General features: G+C 72.7%; 16 protein-coding genes. 13 read left to right on the top strand and 3 right to left on the bottom strand.

Going from position 1 to position 16,751, the window contains the following annotated elements; all coding sequences use genetic code 11:
• Positions 1-141 precede the first annotated feature (141 nt).
• The 7 genes from ACZ58X_RS06955 to glmM all read left to right on the top strand — a co-directional run bounded on the left by ACZ58X_RS06955 (position 142) and on the right by glmM (position 7,220).
• Positions 142-1,164: a DNA-directed RNA polymerase subunit alpha gene (locus ACZ58X_RS06955; protein ID WP_030055844.1), complete on the top strand. Its 1,023-nt coding sequence runs from the start codon at positions 142-144 to the stop codon at positions 1,162-1,164.
• Between the two features lie 127 nt (positions 1,165-1,291).
• Positions 1,292-1,771, top strand: a complete 480-nt coding sequence (rplQ, locus tag ACZ58X_RS06960) for a 50S ribosomal protein L17 (RefSeq protein ID WP_359897505.1) — start codon at positions 1,292-1,294, stop codon at positions 1,769-1,771.
• Between the two features lie 79 nt (positions 1,772-1,850).
• Positions 1,851-2,762, top strand: a complete 912-nt coding sequence (gene truA / locus ACZ58X_RS06965; RefSeq protein ID WP_470332613.1) for a tRNA pseudouridine(38-40) synthase TruA — start codon at positions 1,851-1,853, stop codon at positions 2,760-2,762.
• Positions 2,763-2,803: 41 nt separating this feature from the next.
• On the top strand, positions 2,804-4,462 hold the full coding sequence (locus tag ACZ58X_RS06970; RefSeq protein WP_470332614.1) for an ABC-F family ATP-binding cassette domain-containing protein: 1,659 nt from the start codon (positions 2,804-2,806) through the stop codon (positions 4,460-4,462).
• Positions 4,463-4,694: 232 nt separating this feature from the next.
• Complete coding sequence (gene rplM / locus ACZ58X_RS06975; protein WP_030055846.1) at positions 4,695-5,138, top strand: 50S ribosomal protein L13; 444 nt, start codon at positions 4,695-4,697, stop codon at positions 5,136-5,138.
• Between the two features lie 45 nt (positions 5,139-5,183).
• Positions 5,184-5,693, top strand: a complete 510-nt coding sequence (gene rpsI, locus ACZ58X_RS06980) for a 30S ribosomal protein S9 (protein WP_229928575.1) — start codon at positions 5,184-5,186, stop codon at positions 5,691-5,693.
• A 162-nt stretch (positions 5,694-5,855) separates the two neighbouring features.
• Positions 5,856-7,220 carry a phosphoglucosamine mutase gene (glmM, locus tag ACZ58X_RS06985; RefSeq protein WP_470332615.1) on the top strand — a complete coding sequence of 455 codons (1,365 nt, stop codon included), beginning with the start codon at positions 5,856-5,858 and terminating at the stop codon, positions 7,218-7,220.
• A 66-nt stretch (positions 7,221-7,286) separates the two neighbouring features.
• On the opposite strand, the gene coaA is transcribed toward glmM, so the two are convergent.
• On the bottom strand, positions 7,287-8,282 hold the full coding sequence (gene coaA, locus ACZ58X_RS06990; protein ID WP_470332616.1) for a type I pantothenate kinase: 996 nt from the start codon (positions 8,280-8,282) through the stop codon (positions 7,287-7,289).
• A gap of 108 nt (positions 8,283-8,390) precedes the next feature.
• Here coaA and glmS point away from each other — a divergent pair, with 108 nt between their 5' ends.
• Positions 8,391-10,247 (top strand): glutamine--fructose-6-phosphate transaminase (isomerizing), encoded by a 1,857-nt coding sequence (gene glmS, locus ACZ58X_RS06995; RefSeq protein ID WP_470332617.1) that lies wholly within the window; start codon positions 8,391-8,393, stop codon positions 10,245-10,247.
• A gap of 39 nt (positions 10,248-10,286) precedes the next feature.
• On the opposite strand, the gene ACZ58X_RS07000 is transcribed toward glmS, so the two are convergent.
• Complete coding sequence (locus tag ACZ58X_RS07000) at positions 10,287-10,835, bottom strand: Uma2 family endonuclease (RefSeq protein ID WP_470332618.1); 549 nt, start codon at positions 10,833-10,835, stop codon at positions 10,287-10,289.
• A 180-nt stretch (positions 10,836-11,015) separates the two neighbouring features.
• Between ACZ58X_RS07000 and ACZ58X_RS07005 the strand changes: the two genes are divergently transcribed.
• The 5 genes from ACZ58X_RS07005 to ACZ58X_RS07025 all read left to right on the top strand — a co-directional run bounded on the left by ACZ58X_RS07005 (position 11,016) and on the right by ACZ58X_RS07025 (position 16,144).
• Entirely contained in the window at positions 11,016-12,491 is a 1,476-nt protein-coding gene (locus ACZ58X_RS07005; protein ID WP_470332619.1) for an NAD(P)H-hydrate dehydratase, read from the top strand.
• 173 nt (positions 12,492-12,664) lie between these two features.
• Positions 12,665-13,876 carry an alanine racemase gene (alr, locus tag ACZ58X_RS07010; RefSeq protein WP_470332620.1) on the top strand — a complete coding sequence of 404 codons (1,212 nt, stop codon included), beginning with the start codon at positions 12,665-12,667 and terminating at the stop codon, positions 13,874-13,876.
• Positions 13,873-15,180, top strand: a complete 1,308-nt coding sequence (locus ACZ58X_RS07015) for an alpha/beta fold hydrolase (protein ID WP_470332621.1) — start codon at positions 13,873-13,875, stop codon at positions 15,178-15,180. The genes alr and ACZ58X_RS07015 overlap by 4 nt, the downstream gene beginning before the upstream one ends.
• 130 nt (positions 15,181-15,310) lie before the next feature.
• Positions 15,311-15,805 (top strand): tRNA (adenosine(37)-N6)-threonylcarbamoyltransferase complex ATPase subunit type 1 TsaE, encoded by a 495-nt coding sequence (tsaE, locus tag ACZ58X_RS07020; protein WP_470332622.1) that lies wholly within the window; start codon positions 15,311-15,313, stop codon positions 15,803-15,805.
• 141 nt (positions 15,806-15,946) lie between these two features.
• The gene (locus ACZ58X_RS07025) at positions 15,947-16,144 is read left to right on the top strand and encodes a hypothetical protein (protein WP_470332623.1); all 198 of its coding nucleotides are present in this window, start codon (positions 15,947-15,949) and stop codon (positions 16,142-16,144) included.
• 15 nt (positions 16,145-16,159) lie between these two features.
• On the opposite strand, the gene ACZ58X_RS07030 is transcribed toward ACZ58X_RS07025, so the two are convergent.
• On the bottom strand, positions 16,160-16,726 hold the full coding sequence (locus ACZ58X_RS07030; protein WP_470332747.1) for a hypothetical protein: 567 nt from the start codon (positions 16,724-16,726) through the stop codon (positions 16,160-16,162).
• Positions 16,727-16,751: the final 25 nt, after the last annotated feature.

Consider the following 16,751-nt stretch of genomic DNA (forward strand, 5'->3'; position numbering starts at 1 on the left):
GCCTTCGGGCACGCCGGTAACGCTGTGAACCACGTACGGGGTCTCGCGCAGTCGATCAGTCGCTGTGTTGCGGGACCCCGTACGCTTGGTCCTGTCGGCATCAAATAGTGGGTGCCGAAGACAACTGGAGGAACATCCCCCATGCTTATCGCTCAGCGCCCCTCGCTGACCGAAGAGGTCGTCGACGAGTTCCGCTCGCGGTTCGTGATCGAGCCGCTGGAGCCGGGCTTCGGCTACACCCTCGGCAACTCCCTGCGCCGCACGCTCCTGTCGTCGATCCCGGGTGCCGCTGTCACCAGCATCCGCATCGACGGCGTCCTGCACGAGTTCACCACCGTGCCGGGCGTCAAGGAGGACGTGACCGACCTCATCCTCAACATCAAGCAGCTGGTCGTCTCCTCGGAGCACGACGAGCCGGTCGTGATGTACCTGCGCAAGCAGGGCCCGGGCGTCGTGACCGCCGCCGACATCGCCCCGCCGGCGGGTGTCGAGGTGCACAACCCCGAGCTGGTCCTCGCCACGCTGAACGGCAAGGGCAAGCTGGAGATGGAGCTGACCGTCGAGCGCGGTCGCGGCTACGTCTCCGCCGTCCAGAACAAGGCCTCCGGCCAGGAGATCGGCCGCATCCCGGTCGACTCGATCTACAGCCCCGTGCTGAAGGTCACCTACAAGGTCGAGGCCACCCGTGTCGAGCAGCGGACCGACTTCGACAAGCTGATCGTCGACGTCGAGACCAAGCCCGCCATGCGTCCGCGCGACGCCATGGCCTCGGCCGGCAAGACCCTGGTGGAGCTGTTCGGTCTCGCCCGCGAGCTGAACATCGACGCCGAGGGCATCGACATGGGCCCGTCCCCGACGGACGCCGCCCTGGCCGCCGACCTGGCGTTGCCGATCGAGGAGCTGGAGCTCACCGTTCGGTCGTACAACTGCCTCAAGCGCGAGGGCATCCACACCGTGGGTGAGCTCGTCGCCCGCTCCGAGGCCGACCTGCTCGACATCCGCAACTTCGGTGCGAAGTCGATCGACGAGGTCAAGGCGAAGCTGGCCGGCATGGGCCTGGCCCTCAAGGACAGCCCGCCCGGGTTCGACCCGACCGCCGCCGCCGACGCCTTCGGCGCCGACGACCTGGACGACGCGGGTTACGCGGAGACCGAGCAGTACTAAGAGATTTGGCCGCGGGGGCGGTTCCACGGAGCCGCCCCCGTCGTCATGGCAAGTCGTGCCGGCAACAGTGCCGGTACGCCCGCTGCGGTACCTGATACGGCCGTAGTCGGAGATACAAGGAGTCACCATGCCGCGTCCCACCAAGGGTGCCCGCCTCGGCGGCGGCCCGCACCACGAGCCGCTGCTGCTCGCCGGTCTGTGCCGGGAGCTGTTCCAGTACGGCCGCATCACCACGACCGAGGCCAAGGCCCGTCGGATGCGCCCGCTGGCGGAGAAGCTGATCACCAAGGCGAAGAAGGGCGACATCCACAACCGTCGCCTGGTGCGCAAGACCATCACCGACATCTCGGTGCTGCACACCCTCTTCACCGAGATCGCGCCGCGCTACGAGAACCGCCCGGGTGGTTACACCCGTATCACCAAGATCGGTCCCCGTCGTGGCGACAACGCCCCGATGGCCGTGATCGAGCTGGTCGAGGCGCTGACCGTCGCGCAGACCGCCGTCGGCGAGGCCGAGGCCGCCACCAAGCGTGCCGTCAAGGAGGCCGACGAGGCCGCCGCCGTCGAGACCAAGGCCGACGAGGCCGAGGCCGCCGAGCAGGCCTGACACCTCCAGGTGTGATGCGGGCCCGCTCTCCCAGCGATGGGGGAGCGGGCCCGTTCCTTATTCGTAGGAGCAGGAGCAAGTGGTCAACGATTGCGCCGAGCAGCCGCCGGTCAAGGACGGACCGGCCGACGGTCACGTCCGGGTCCGGCTCGACCTGGCCTACCAGGGAGCCGAGTTCTCCGGCTGGGCCCGCCAGAAGGGCGGCCGCCGGACGGTCCAGGAGGAGATCGAGACCGCGCTGCAGATCGTCACCCGCAGCCCGGAGCTGTTCCCGCTGACGGTGGCCGGCCGCACCGACGCCGGCGTCCACGCCCGCGGCCAGGTCGCCCACGTCGACCTGCCGGCCGAGCTGTGGGAGGCGCACCGGGAGAAGCTGCTGCGCCGGCTGGCCGGCCGGCTGCCCGGGGACGTCCGGATCTACCGGGTCGGCGAGGCGCCGGCCGGGTTCGACGCCCGCTTCTCGGCGATCTGGCGCCGCTACGCCTACCGGGTCGCCGACCACCCCGGCGGGGTCGACCCGCTGCTGCGCGGGCACGTGCTGTGGCACGACCGGCCGCTGGACGTCGAGAGGATGAACGAGGCCGCGAAGCTGCTGCTCGGCGAGCACGACTTCGCCGCGTACTGCAAGAAGCGCGAGGGCGCCACCACCATCCGGACCCTGCTGGAGCTGCACTGGGACCGCGTCCCGGTGGACACCTACGCCAGCCAGGAGGGCAGCCTCGCGGTCGCCACCGTGCGGGCCGACGCCTTCTGCCACAACATGGTCCGGGCGCTGGTCGGCGCGATGCTGCTGGTCGGCGACCGGCACCGGCCGGTGGAGTTCCCCGGCGAGGTGCTGGCCGGCGGGGTGCGCAACTCGGCCGTCAACGTGATCCGGCCGTACGGGCTCACGCTGGAGGAGGTCGGCTACCCGCCGGACGACCAGCTCGCCGAGCGGAACCGGCAGGCGCGGCGGATGCGCACGCTGCCCGGGCAGCCGGCGTCCGCGTAATCCGTTTTGGCCCGGGGCGTCCGCTTGGGACAATCGTTCCCATGGGACACGTCGAGATTTCGCACCTGGAGTACTACCTGCCGGACGGGCGGGTGCTGTTCGACGACGCGTCCTTCCGGGTCGGCGAGGGCGCCGCGGTCGCGCTGGTCGGGGCCAACGGGGCCGGCAAGACCACCCTGCTGCGCATGATCGCGGGGGACATCCAGCCACACGGCGGCACGGTGACGATCAGCGGCGGGCTCGGCGTGATGCGCCAGTTCGTCGGCACCACCGGCCGCGAGGACCAGAGCGCCACCCCGGGCGCCCTGCCGGCCGACGCCTCGGTGCGCGACCTGCTGGTCTCGGTCGCCCCCGAGCGGATCGCCGTGGCCGCCCGCGCGGTGGACGCCGCCGAGCTGGCGATGATCGCCCAGGACGACGAGAAGACGCAGATGGCCTACGCCCAGGCGCTCTCCGACTGGGCCGACGTCGGCGGCTACGACTACGAGACCGACTGGGACGTCTGCACCATGGCGGCCCTCGGGATGCCCTTCGACAAGGCCCAGTGGCGCGGCCTGAACACCCTCTCCGGCGGCGAGCAGAAGCGGCTGGTGCTGGAGGCGCTGCTGCGCGGCCCGGAGGAGGTCCTGCTGCTCGACGAGCCGGACAACTACCTGGACGTGCCGGCCAAGCGCTGGCTGGAGGAGGCCCTCAAGGCCACCTCGAAGACCGTGCTGTACATCTCGCACGACCGCGAGTTGCTCTCGAAGACCGCCGACAAGATCATCAGCGTCGAGTCCGGCGCCGCCGGCAGCAGCGTCTGGGTGCACGGCGGAGGCTTCGACAGCTTCCACGAGGCCCGCAAGGACCGCTTCGCGCGCTTCGAGGAACTGGGCCGGCGGTGGGACGAGGAGCACGCCAAGCTCAAGAAGCTGGTCGTCACCCTGCGCCAGGCCGCCTCCGTCAGCCATGCGCTCGCCACCCGCTACGCCGCCGCCCAGACCCGGCTCAAGAAGTTCGAGGAGGCCGGCCGCCCGGAGGAGCCTCCGCGCGAGCAGAGCATCACCATGCGGCTCAAGGGCGGGCGCACCGGCATGCGGTCCTTCACCCTGGAGCGGCTGGGGCTCACCGGCCTGATGCAGCCCTTCGACCTGGAGGTCTTCTACGGCGAGCGGGTCGCCGTGCTGGGCGCCAACGGGGCCGGCAAGTCGCACCTGCTGCGGCTGCTCGCGGGGGACACCACGGTCGAGCACACCGGTAGCTGGAAGCTCGGTGCCCGGGTCGTCCCCGGCCACTTCCGGCAGACCCACGCCCATCCGGAGCTGTTCGGCCGCACCGTGCGCTCGATCATCGAGGAGGAGCACGCGCTCAGTCGCGGCGCCGCGATGGGCGCGCTGCGCCGGTACGAGCTGGACCGCCAGGAGGAGCAGAAGTTCGAGTCGCTGTCCGGCGGGCAGCAGGCCCGGCTGATGATCCTCAAGCTCGAACTCTCCGGCGTGACGGCCCTGTTGCTCGACGAGCCGACCGACAACCTGGACCTGGAGAGCGCCGAGGCGCTGCAGACCGGGCTGGAGGCCTTCGAGGGCACGGTGCTGTGCGTCACCCACGACCGCTGGTTCGCCAGGACCTTCGACCGCTTCCTGGTGTTCGGCGCGGACGGGAAGGTCTTCGAGTCGTCCGAACCGGTCTGGGACGTCACCCGGGTCGAGCGCGAACGCTGAGTGACGGCCGGGTCGGCGAGAGGCGATTTTTGACCCCTTCCCGCCCGCCCGGTAACCTGGACGCTTGATGTGCGTATTGGCTCGCTCTATCTCACGTGAGAGGTCGGTACGCCGGAGACATCAGGTCGACGACCAGCGGTCCCCCTTGAATTGCGTCCAAGGGTGATCAGGCTGCTCTTCCGTCCGGGTGCTCCTGTCAGGACTCACTCACTGAAAAGCGAAGGCTACGACCGTGCGTACGTACAGCCCCAAGCCCGGCGACGTCCAGCGTCAGTGGCACGTCATCGACGCGACCGACGTCGTGCTGGGCCGCCTGGCCTCCCAGGCCGCCAACCTCCTCCGGGGCAAGCACAAGGCGATCTACGCGCCGCACGTTGACACTGGTGACTTCGTCATCATCATCAACGCCGACAAGGTGCACCTGTCCGGTAACAAGAAGACCCAGAAGCTGGCCTACCGCCACTCGGGCTTCCCGGGCGGTCTGCGCTCGGTGCGCTACGACGACCTGCTGGCGAACAACCCGGAGAAGGCCGTCGAGAAGGCCATCAAGGGCATGATCCCCAAGAACAGCCTGGGCCGCCAGATGCTCTCCAAGCTGAAGGTCTACTCGGGCGACCAGCACCCCCACGCTGCCCAGCAGCCGGTGCCGTTCGAGATCACCCAGGTCGCGCAGTAATTCGGCCACCAAGCCCCCCAACACTGAAAAGAGCTGAGGAACATCGTGGCCGAGACCACTGAAACCCTTGAGGTCGACTTCGACGAGGCCGTTGAGGCCGTCGAGGGCGAGTACACCTCCGAGGAGAGCTACACCTCCGAGTCGCTGGCCGGCCGCTTCGGCGAGGCCACCCCGGGCGCCGGCCTCGGCCGTCGCAAGGAGGCGATCGCCCGCGTGCGCATCGTCCCCGGCACCGGCCAGTGGAAGATCAACGGTCGCACCCTCGAGGGTTACTTCCCGAACAAGGTGCACCAGCAGACCGTGAACGAGCCCTTCAAGCTCCTCGAGCTGGACGGCCGTTACGACGTCGTCGCCCGCATCAGCGGTGGCGGCGTCTCCGGCCAGGCCTACGCGCTGCGCCTCGGCGTCGCCCGTGCCCTGAACGAGGCCGACGTGGACAACAACCGCGGCGCCCTCAAGAAGGCCGGCTTCCTGACCCGTGACGCCCGCGCCGTCGAGCGCAAGAAGGCCGGTCTCAAGAAGGCCCGCAAGGCGCCGCAGTACAGCAAGCGCTAATCGCGTCCCCGGGGGTGCGGTCCGCCCTGGCGGCGCACCCCCTGGTTGCGCAAACCGTCGCCCCGGAGTACCTCGTGTACTCCGGGGCGACGTGTTCCCCGGCTAACGTGCGGCGGCCGGGATCAACGGTGGGTTCCGAGCATGGTGATGGAGGACGGGACAGTGGGACGACTCTTCGGTACGGACGGCGTTCGCGGTGTGGCCAACGAGGGCCTGACGGCGGAGCTGGCGCTCGGCCTGTCGGTCGCGGCCTCCCACGTGCTCGGCGAGGCCGGCGCGTTCGACGGGCACCGGCCGGTCGCGGTGGTCGGCCGTGACCCCCGTGCCTCGGGCGAGTTCCTGGAGGCCGCGGTCATCGCGGGCCTGGCCAGCTCCGGCGTCGACGTGCTCCGGGTCGGCGTCCTCCCCACCCCCGCCGTGGCGTACCTCACCGGCGCGCTCGGCGCCGACTTCGGCGTGATGCTGTCCGCCAGCCACAACGCCATGCCTGACAACGGCATCAAGTTCCTCGCCCGCGGCGGCCACAAGCTGGACGACCGGATCGAGGACGCGATCGAGGCCCACTACCGCAAGCACACCGTCGCCGGCGAGGACTGGAACCGCCCGACCGGTGCGGCCGTCGGCCGGGTCCGGGAGTACACCGAGGGCTTCGACAAGTACGTCGCCCACCTGATCGGCGTGCTGCCCAACCGCCTGGACGGCATCCGGGTCGTCATCGACGGCGCCCACGGCGCGGCCGCCTACGTCGCCCCCGAGGCCTTCGCCCGGGCCGGCGCCGAGGTCGTCCACACCCTGGGGGCCGAGCCCACCGGCCTCAACATCAACGACGGTGTCGGCTCCACCCACCTGGACCGGCTGCGCGCCGCGATGAAGGAGTACCGGGCCGACCTCGGCATCGCCCTGGACGGCGACGCGGACCGCTGCCTGGCCGCCGACGCCGACGGCAACGAGGTGGACGGCGACCAGATCATCGCCATCCTCGCGATCGCCATGAAGGAGGCCGGCACCCTGCGCGGCAACACCGCGGTCGCCACCGTGATGTCCAACCTCGGCTTCAAGCTGGCGATGGAGCGCGAGGGCGTCGACCTGGTGGAGACCGCCGTCGGCGACCGCTACGTGCTGGAGGCGATGAAGGAGCACGGCTTCGCGCTGGGCGGCGAGCAGTCCGGCCACGTCATCCTGCTGGACCACGCCACCACCGGCGACGGCACCCTGACCGGCCTGATGCTGGGCGCCCGACTGGCCGCCACCAAGCAGCCGCTGGCCGACCTGGCCGCCGTGATGACCCGGCTGCCGCAGGTGCTGATCAACGTCAAGGGCGTCGACAAGAGCCGGGTGGGCACCAGCACCGAGCTGGCCGCCGCGGTCGCCGCCGCCGAGGCCGAGCTGGGCTCCACCGGCCGGGTGCTGCTGCGCCCCTCCGGCACCGAGCCGCTGGTCCGGGTCATGGTCGAGGCCGCCGACCCGGTGCAGGCCGAGGGCGTCGGGCAGCGCCTCGCCGAGGCGGTCCGCACCCACCTGGGCTGAGCCGCCGCGGACACGGCGAAGGGCCCCCGCCCGGTGCGGGGGCCCTTCGCCGTGCCCGGCGTCCGGTCAGAGCTTGCGCAGCAGCGCCCGGCGGACCTTGTGGTCGGCGCCCTTCTGCAGGACCAGGGTGGCCCGGCCGCGGGTCGGCAGCACGTTCTCCAGCAGGTTGGGCTTGTTGATGGTGCGCCAGACCTGCCGGCCGTACTCCATCGCCTCCTCCTCCGGCACCTCGGTGAAGCGGCGGAAGTAGGAGTTCGGGTCCTGGAAGGCCGTCTGCCGCAGCTTGCGGAAGCGGTCCAGGTACCAGTGCTCGATGTCGTCGGTGCGGGCGTCGACGTAGATCGAGAAGTCGAAGTAGTCCGCCACCGCGAGCCTGGTCCGGCCGTCGGTGCCCGGCAGGGCCGGCTGGAGCACGTTCAGGCCCTCGACGATCAGGATGTCCGGGCGCTCCACCGTCAGCCGCCGGTCCGGCACGATGTCGTACACCAGGTGCGAGTACACCGGCGCCGTCACCAGGTCCTTGCCCGCCTTCACGTCCGCGACGAAGCGCATCAGGGCCCGGCGGTCGTACGACTCGGGGAAGCCCTTGCGGGCCATCAGGCCGCGGCGGCGCAGCTCGGCGTTGGGCAGCAGGAAGCCGTCGGTGGTGACCAGCTCCACCCGCGGGTGCTCGGGCCAGCGGGCCAGCAGGGCCTGCAGCAGGCGGGCGGTGGTGGACTTGCCGACGGCGACCGAACCGGCCACGCCGATGACGAACGGCGTACGGGTGCGCTCGGTGTCCGGGGTGTCCAGGAAGGTGCCCACCGCGCCGCGCAGTTCGTGCGTGGCGTGGATGTAGAGGTTCAGCAGCCGGGACAGGGGCAGGTAGACGTCACGCACCTCGTCGAGGTCGAGTGCCGTGCCGAGGCCGCGCAGCTGCTCCACCTCCTCGGCGGTCAGCGGCAGTGGCGTACGCTCGCGCAGCGCGCTCCACTCGGCCCGGCTGAGGTCCACGTAGGGGGACGGGGACGGGCCGGGCGTGGCGGCGCCCCGCGTACAGAGTTCGGTCAGCACATGCTCCATTGTGAGCCGTAGCGGTGTTCACCGTGGTTGTGGTGTCGGTCACGCAGCGTTGGGGCGAGCCGGGAAAGACGGGAAAACGGCCACAGAACCGCCCTTATGCTGGCACGCATGTGCGGAATTGTTGGATACGTGGGCGCGCAGTCCGCCCTCGACGTAGTAATCGCGGGCCTGCAGCGACTGGAGTACCGGGGCTATGACTCGGCCGGTGTCGCGGTGCAGGCGCAGGACTCCCAGGGGCAGTGGAGTCTGGTCACCGACAAGCGGGCCGGAAAGCTCGGCAACCTGGAGAAGTCGCTCGCCGAGTCCCCCCTCCCCGGCGGCACCACCGGCATCGGCCACACCCGTTGGGCCACCCACGGCGGTCCGACGGACGCCAATGCCCACCCCCATCTGGACGACGACGGCCGGGTGGCCGTGGTCCACAACGGCATCATCGAGAACTTCGCCCAGCTGCGCGCCGAGATCGCGGAGCGCGGCCACACCCTCCGGTCCGAGACCGACACCGAGGTCGTCGCCCACCTGCTCGGCGAGGCCTACGACGGTGACCTGGCCGAGGCCATGCGCGTGGTCTGCCGCCGGCTGGACGGCGCGTTCACCCTCGTCGCCGTCCACGCGGACGCGCCCGGCGTGGTGGTCGGCGCCCGTCGCAACTCCCCGCTCGTGGTGGGTCGCGGCGAGGGCGAGAACTTCCTCGCCTCGGACGTCGCCGCCTTCATCGCGCACACCCGTGAGGCGATCGAGCTGGGCCAGGACCAGGTCGTCGAGCTGCGCCGGGAGGGCGTGAGCGTCACCAACTTCGACGGCACCCCGGCCGAGGTGCGCGAGTACCACGTCGACTGGGACGCCTCCGCCGCCGAGAAGGGCGGCTACGACTACTTCATGCTCAAGGAGATCGCCGAGCAGCCGAAGGCCGTCGCCGACACCCTCCTCGGCCGGATCGGCACCGACGGCCGGCTGACGCTCGACGAGCTGCGGATCTCCGACGCCGACCTGCGCTCGGTCGACAAGGTCGTCATCGTCGCCTGCGGCACGGCCTTCCACGCCGGCATGATCGCCAAGTACGCGATCGAGCACTGGACCCGCATCCCCTGCGAGGTCGAGGTCGCCTCGGAGTTCCGCTACCGCGACCCGATCATGGGCCCCGGCACGCTGGTCATCGCCATCTCGCAGTCCGGCGAGACCATGGACACCCTGATGGCCCTGCGGCACGCCCGCGAGCAGGGCGCCAAGGTGCTGGCGATCTGCAACACCAACGGCTCGACCATCCCGCGCGAGTCGGACGCGGTGCTGTACACCCACGCCGGGCCGGAGGTCGCGGTCGCGTCCACCAAGGCGTTCCTGACCCAGCTGGTCGCCTGCTACCTGGTCGCCCTCTACCTGGGCCAGGTGCGCGGCACCAAGTGGGGCGACGAGATCGTCACCATCATCCGCGAGCTCGGCGACGCGCCGAAGCAGGTCGAGCAGGTGCTGGAGACCATGGAGCCGGTGCGCGAGCTGGCCCGCTCGCTGGCCGACGCCCGCTCGGTGCTGTTCCTCGGCCGCCACGTCGGCTTCCCGGTGGCCCTGGAGGGCGCGCTCAAGCTCAAGGAGCTCGCCTACATGCACGCCGAGGGCTTCGCGGCGGGCGAGCTCAAGCACGGCCCGATCGCGCTGATCGAGGAGGGGCTGCCGGTCGTGGTGGTCGTGCCCTCGCCGCGCGGGCGGTCGATCCTGCACGACAAGATCGTCTCCAACATCCAGGAGATCCGGGCCCGCGGCGCCCGCACGATCGTGATCGCCGAGGAGGGCGACGAGGCCGTCGTGCCGTACGCGGACCACCTGATCCGCATCCCGGCGACCCCGACCCTGCTCCAGCCGCTGGTCTCCACCGTTCCGCTCCAGGTCTTCGCCTGCGAGCTGGCCACGGCCAAGGGCCACGAGGTCGACCAGCCGCGCAACCTGGCGAAGTCGGTCACCGTCGAGTAGTCGCTCGGCCTCTCACGGCGTCCCTGCGGTGGCTGCGTCCTACCGCAGGGACGCCGTGTCGAGCGTGAAGGAGAACGGGGCGGGCAGGTCGATCGACTTGCCGAACTCGACCTTGGTCTGGGTGATGTAGTCCTCGCTCTCAGGGTTGGTGAACAGCGTGACCGTGCCCTCGCTGCGGTCGATCAGCAGGTAGCAGGGGATTCCCGCAGCGGCGTAGCCCCTGCGCTTGGGCTCGCGGTCCTTGTGCGGGTTGGTCGAGGTGACCTCGAAGACGAGTAGGACGTCTCCCGTCGGGGCCCAGGAATCCAAATGGTCGAGGTGGTCGGCCGGGACGACTGTGCCGTCAGGGATGAAGCGGCCTTTGGGAGTGATCAGGCCCTTGACGGCCCCGATGTCCAAGTCGATCGCGGCGTTCCGAAAGAACTGCTTGGCGAGTTTCGAGACCGCGCCCTCGTGGTGTCCGTCCGGTGGCGGCGCCACGACGATCTCCCCTTCGATGAGTTCAGCCTTGAATCCCAGCGGGGTGTCCAGCTCCAGAAACGCCTGGAGAAGGCTCTCCTCGCCCAGCGGGTTCTCGACAGCTGGCATGGCGACCATGGCCCTTCTCCCTCCTGTGGGTCCGTGCCGAGCCACAAGGCAGGCGTACGGACCGACACCGGCGGGGCAACGAAGTGGGTGTCACTCGAAAGTGTGCCGCAGGCCCGGCTCCCGTGGGGCGGTGACGCGGGCTAGCGTCGGCGGTAGCCGACCGCCGAAGGAGTTCTCCCCATGCGCCATGCACACCCTGTGGAAACCGTCCGGGCCGCCGAGGCCGAGCTGATGGCGCGGCTGCCCGAGGGCACGCTGATGCAGCGGGCGGCGGCGGGGCTGGCGGCGACCTGCGCGCGGCTGCTGACCGGGCGTCGGGGGCGGGTGTACGGCAGCCGGGTGACGGTGCTGGCGGGCAGCGGGGACAACGGGGGTGACGCGCTGTACGCCGGGGCGGCGCTGGCCCGGCGCGGGGCGCGGGTGACGGCGGTGCTGCTCGCTCCGGCGAAGGCGCACCAGGGCGGGCTGGCCGCGCTGCGGGCGGCCGGTGGGCGGGTGACGGCGGAGCAGGAAGTCGGCCTGGCCGACTTCTCGTGCGCGGACCTGGTGCTGGACGGGATCGTCGGCATCGGCGGGCGGGGCGGGCTGAGGCCCGAGGCCGTGCCGTACGCGCGGGCCGAGCGGCGCGGCACCGTGGTGGCGGTGGACCTGCCCAGCGGAGTGGACGCCGACACCGGCGAGGTGCCGGGGGAGGCGCTGCGCGCGGACGTCACGGTCTGCTTCGGCACCTACAAGCCCGGCCTGCTGATCGACCCCGGGGCCTCGTACGCGGGCGCCGTGCAGCTGGTGGACATCGGCCTGGAACCGCCCGGGCCGGAGGTGACGGCCCTGCAGCACGCGGACGTGGCGGCGCTGCTGCCGCTGCCGGGCGCGGAGAGCGACAAGTACCGGCGCGGGGTGGTCGGGGTGGCGGCCGGCTCGGCGCGGTACCCGGGGGCGGCGCTGCTGGCGGTCGCCGGGGCGCTGCACGGTGGTGCGGGCGCCGTCCGGTACGTGGGCACGGCGGCCGAGGAGGTGGTGCGGCGCTTCCCGGAGACGCTGGTCACCGAGGGCGGACCGGCCGGGGCCGGGCGGGTGCAGGCCTGGGTGGTCGGGCCGGGCGGCGGCGAGGGGGCGCGGCAGGCGCTGGTCGAGGCGCTGGCGGGCGACGTCCCGGTGCTGGTGGACGCGGACGGGCTGACCGAGCTGGGCCGGCTCGGTCCGCGGGCGCTGGCCGGCCGCACCGCGCCCACCCTGCTGACCCCGCACACCGGCGAGGCCGCCCGGCTGCTGGCCGGCGCCGACGGCACCGCGCCGCGCGCCGCCGACGAGTTGGCCGCCACCCGGCTGGCCACCGCCCGCCGGCTGGCCGCCGCCTACCGGGCCACCGTGCTGCTCAAGGGCTCCACCACGGTGGTCGCCGACCCGGGCGGGGCCGTCCGGGTGAACCCCACCGGCACCTCCTGGCTGGCCACCGCGGGCAGTGGGGACGTGCTGGCCGGGCTGGCCGGTTCGCTGCTGGCCGCGGGCCTGCCGCCGCTGGACGCCGCCTCGGTGGCCGCCTACCTACACGGCCTGGCGGGCCGGGAGGCGGCGGGCGAGCCCGGGGCACCGGTGACGGCGCTCGCGGTGGCCGATGCGCTGCCCACGGTCTGGCGGGCCGTCCGGCAGTCGTAGCCGGGCCCGTCGCCCCGCCGCGGGCCGGAACCGCGACGTCCGTTCACCGCGTCCTGAACTGGGCGGACGAGCCGTCCGCCGCAGGTCGGCGGGGTGCGGGGGGTCGCGGTGCCGACCACCGCGCCGAAGGCCCGTTCGGCGAGGACTCCGGGACGTCTGGGAGACTGACCCTGATGACAACTGCGAACACGACCGGCACGGCCACCCTCACCGACGGCGTACGGGCCGAGGCGACCATCGATCTCGCCGCCCTGCGCGGCAACCTCGCCAGCCTGCGGGAACGCGTCGGGAGCACGGCGGTGATGCTCGCGGTCAAGGCGGACGCCTATGGCCACGGCGCGGTCGAGTGCGCCCGCGAGGCGGTCGCGAACGGGGTCGGCTGGCTCGGCTGCGCGACGCCGGACGAGGCGTTGGCGCTGCGGGCCGCGGGCATCCGCCCCGAGCAGGCCCGCATCCTGTGCTGGCTGTGGACGCCGGGCGGGCCGTGGCGCGAGGCGCTGCGCGCGGACCTGGACATCTCGGTCAGCGGCCGGTGGGCGCTGGAGGAACTGCTGACGGCCGTTCGGCAGACCGGCATCCCGGCGCGCGTCCACCTCAAGGCCGACACCGGCCTCGGCCGCAACGGCTGCCAGCCGCACGACTGGCCGCAGCTGGTGGCCGAGACCCGGCGGGCCGAGGCGGAGGGGCTGCTGCGGGTCGTCGGCGTCTGGTCGCACTTCGCCGCCGCCGACGAGCCCGGCCACCCGTCGATCCAGGCCCAGTTGGACTCCTTCCGCACCGCGCTGGCGCAGGCCGAGGCCGCCGGGCTGCGCCCCGAGGTCCGGCACCTGGCCAACTCCCCGGCCACCCTGCTGCTGCCCGAGTCGCACTTCGACCTGGTCCGCACCGGCCTGGCCGCGTACGGGCTGTCGCCGGTGCCCGAGGTGGGCTCGCCGGCCGACTTCGGGCTGCGCCCGGTGATGGCGCTGACCGCCCGGCTGGCGCTGGTCAAGCACGTCCCCGGCGGGCACGGGGTCAGCTACGGCCACCACTACGTGACGCCCGGTCCGACCACGCTGGGCCTGGTCCCGGTCGGCTACGGCGACGGCGTCCCGCGGCACGGCAGCGGCACCGGCCCGGTGCAGATCGGCGGCAAGTGGCGCACGGTGGCCGGCCGGGTCGCGATGGACCAGTTCGTGGTGGACCTGGGCGGCGACACCCCCGAGACCGGCGACGAGGTGCTGGTGTTCGGCAACGGCGAGCGCGGTGAGCCGACCGCCGAGGACTGGGCCCGCGCCTGCGGCACCATCTCGTACGAGATCATCACCCGGATCGGCACCCGGGTGCCCCGCCGCTACCTGGACGGGAGCCACGGCGGCGGCCCCGACGGGGGCCGGACGGCATGACCGACACGCCGGCCGACAGCAACCCGGTCGCGGCGGTGGCCAAGGCGGCCGGCGCGGCCACCGGGGTGAGCCGGGCCGGTGTGATCGGGATCTCGGTCGGCGTGCTGGCGGCCGGGGCGGCCGCGGGCGTCGCGATCGAGCGGCTGACGGTAGGCCGGGCGATGCGCCGCCGGGCCAGGGCCGAGCTGGAGGCGACCGCCCCGTACGGTTCGCTGCGCGGGCGCCCGCTGACGGTGGCCGCGCCGGACGGCACCGAGCTGTACGTCGAGCTGGACGGCACCGGCTGGGACGAGCCGGACGGCGCCGGGGCCGAGCGGGCCGGAGGCGAGCGGGCGAACAGCAGCCCCGAGCCGCTGACCGTGGTGTTCAGCCACGGCTACTGCCTCAACCTGGACAGCTGGCACTTCCAACGGGCGGCGCTGCGCCAGGGCCTGCGGCTGGTCTTCTGGGACCAGCGCAGCCACGGCCGCTCCGAGCGCTCCCGCTCGTACCTGACGGGCGAGCCGGCCAGCATCGACCAGCTGGGCGGTGACCTCAAGGCGGTGATCGACGCCGTCGCGCCGACCGGGCCGCTGGTGCTGGTGGGCCATTCGATGGGCGGCATGACGGTGATGGCGCTGGCCGACCAGCACCCCGAGCTGTTCCGGACGCGAGTCGCCGGGGTCGCGCTGGTCGGCACCCTGGCGGGGGACTGGAACGAGGTGAGCCTCGGTCTGCCGAAGGCCGGGGCCAAGCTGTTCAAGAAGGTCGCGCCCGGGGTGGTGAAGCTGCTCGGCCGTCAGGTCGACCTGGTGGAGGCGAGCCGGCGGATCGGCTCGGACGTGGCCGCCGTGTTCTACCGACGGTTCTCCTTCGGCGGCCGGGACGTCGACCCCGGCGTGGTGCGCTTCGCCGAGCAGCTGCTGGACGCCACCCCGATCGACGTGGTCGCCGAGTTCTACCCGGTGTTCGGCGCGCACGAGAAGTACGGCGCGCTGGCCGCCCTGCGCGGCCTGCCGGCCCTGGTGCTGGCCGGGACGAAGGACCTGCTGACGCCCTCGGCGCACAGCGAGGCGATGGCCGAGCGGCTGCCGGGGGCCGAGCTGGTGCTGGCCGAGGGGGCCGGGCACCTGGTGCTGCTGGAGCGCCCGGAGCTGGTCGACCACGAGCTGGCGCGGCTGCTGCGCCGGGCCGCGGACTTCGCCGGTGCCGCGCCGCTGCCGCCGGCCGTCCTCGAACTCGCGGCCGAACCGCCCCGGGAGGACCGTCCTCCGGCGGGTGCGGGCCCGGGCGCGGCCCCGGATCCGGCCGTCGACCCCGCCTGAGACCTGCCCGGGCACCCGTGGGGCCCGCCCGGGTACCCGCGCGCCACGGCGGGGTGCGGTGATGTGGCACGGTAGCGGTGGCGGGCCGGTGGTCGGTGCGCCGCTACGGACCGAAGGGCAAGACACGCGCATGGGCTCGCACGCCACTCTGACCGTCCCCACTCCGGAGCGGATGGGCCGGCTCGGCCGGGAGCTGGCCGCGCTGCTGCGGCCGGGGGACCTGGTGCTGCTCTCCGGTGAGCTGGGGGCGGGGAAGACCACACTGACCCGGGGCCTGGGGGAGGGGCTGCAGGTCCGCGGGGCGGTGACCTCGCCGACCTTCGTGATCGCCCGGGTGCACCCCTCGCTGGTCGGCGGCCCGGCCCTGGTGCACGTGGACGCGTACCGGCTGGGCGGGGACCTCGACGAGATGGAGGACCTCGACCTGGACGTCTCGCTGCCGGAGTCGGTGGTCGTGGTCGAGTGGGGCGAGGGCAAGGTCGAGCGGCTGTCCGAGGAGCGCCTGGAGGTCCGGATCGAGCGGGCGATCGGTGACACCGCCGGGGAGGACCACGACCCGCGCCGGGTGCTGCTCACCGGCATCGGGCCGCGCTGGGCGGGCGTCCCGCTGGCCGAGCTGGCCTAGGGCCCGCCCCGGGGCTTTCCCGGCACCGGTCGATCGGGTTCCACCGTTTTGCCGACAGGCCGTCGGCAAGGTGTTGCGGGCGGGGCGCCGGGCGTGGTGGGATGGGTGCTGCGGTTAGGTCTGCCTAACTAGGGAGGCGCCATGTCGAGCACCACCCCCGCCCCGGAGCGCGCCGTGCGTGCCACCGGAGCCGGAGAGTCCGCCCGCCGCGCTGCGGGGGAGCCGATGCGGGCCCTGCTGGCCGCCTGCGCGGCCGCCGAGGCGGTGTCCAGGCCGCCGGAGCCGAGGGCCCGGCAGGCCGACGACGAACCCGAGGCGGGCGCGCCCCGGGCCGCCTAGCGCCAGCTGCCCGTCCTACGGGACCACGACCACCTTGGTGCCGTTCGGCGCGAAGTCCCAGAGCAGCTGCCCCTCGGGGCGGCCGCTGCGGATGCCGCCGGTCTTGGTCTTCGGGTCGGCGGTCGGCGTGGTGCCGTCCAGGGCAGCGCTGAATCCGAACACCACGCCGTTCTGCTGCGCGAAGCGCACCACGTGTTCGATCTGCTTGCCGTCCGTCCCGGTCGCGGTCTGGGTGCGGCTGTACACCGAGTAGCTGCCCGGGGTGGGCTCGACCGAGCCCGGGGTGACCAGGAAGGCGGCCGCGACCTGCGGGTTCTTCTTCGGGTCAACCAGCCAGACGACGTGGCCGCCGGCCGAGTAGACGACCCGCGTGCCGCTGCCCGAGGTGGCCGGCAGCGGCGGGACGGTCGGGGTGGCGGAGGCGCTCGGCGTCGCGGAGGCGGCCGGTCCGGTGGACGTCGAGGCGACGGTCGGCCTGGCCCCGCCCGCCCGGTCCTGGGCGCCGTTGGCCTGGAAGGCCAGCAGGCTCACCACTGCCAGGGCCCCCAGGGTCAACCCCGTGACCACCACTCCAGGACCCATCTTCGCCACGTGCCCGCTCCTGCCG

The sequence above is a fragment of the Kitasatospora sp. NPDC040550 genome, from assembly GCF_055594965.1.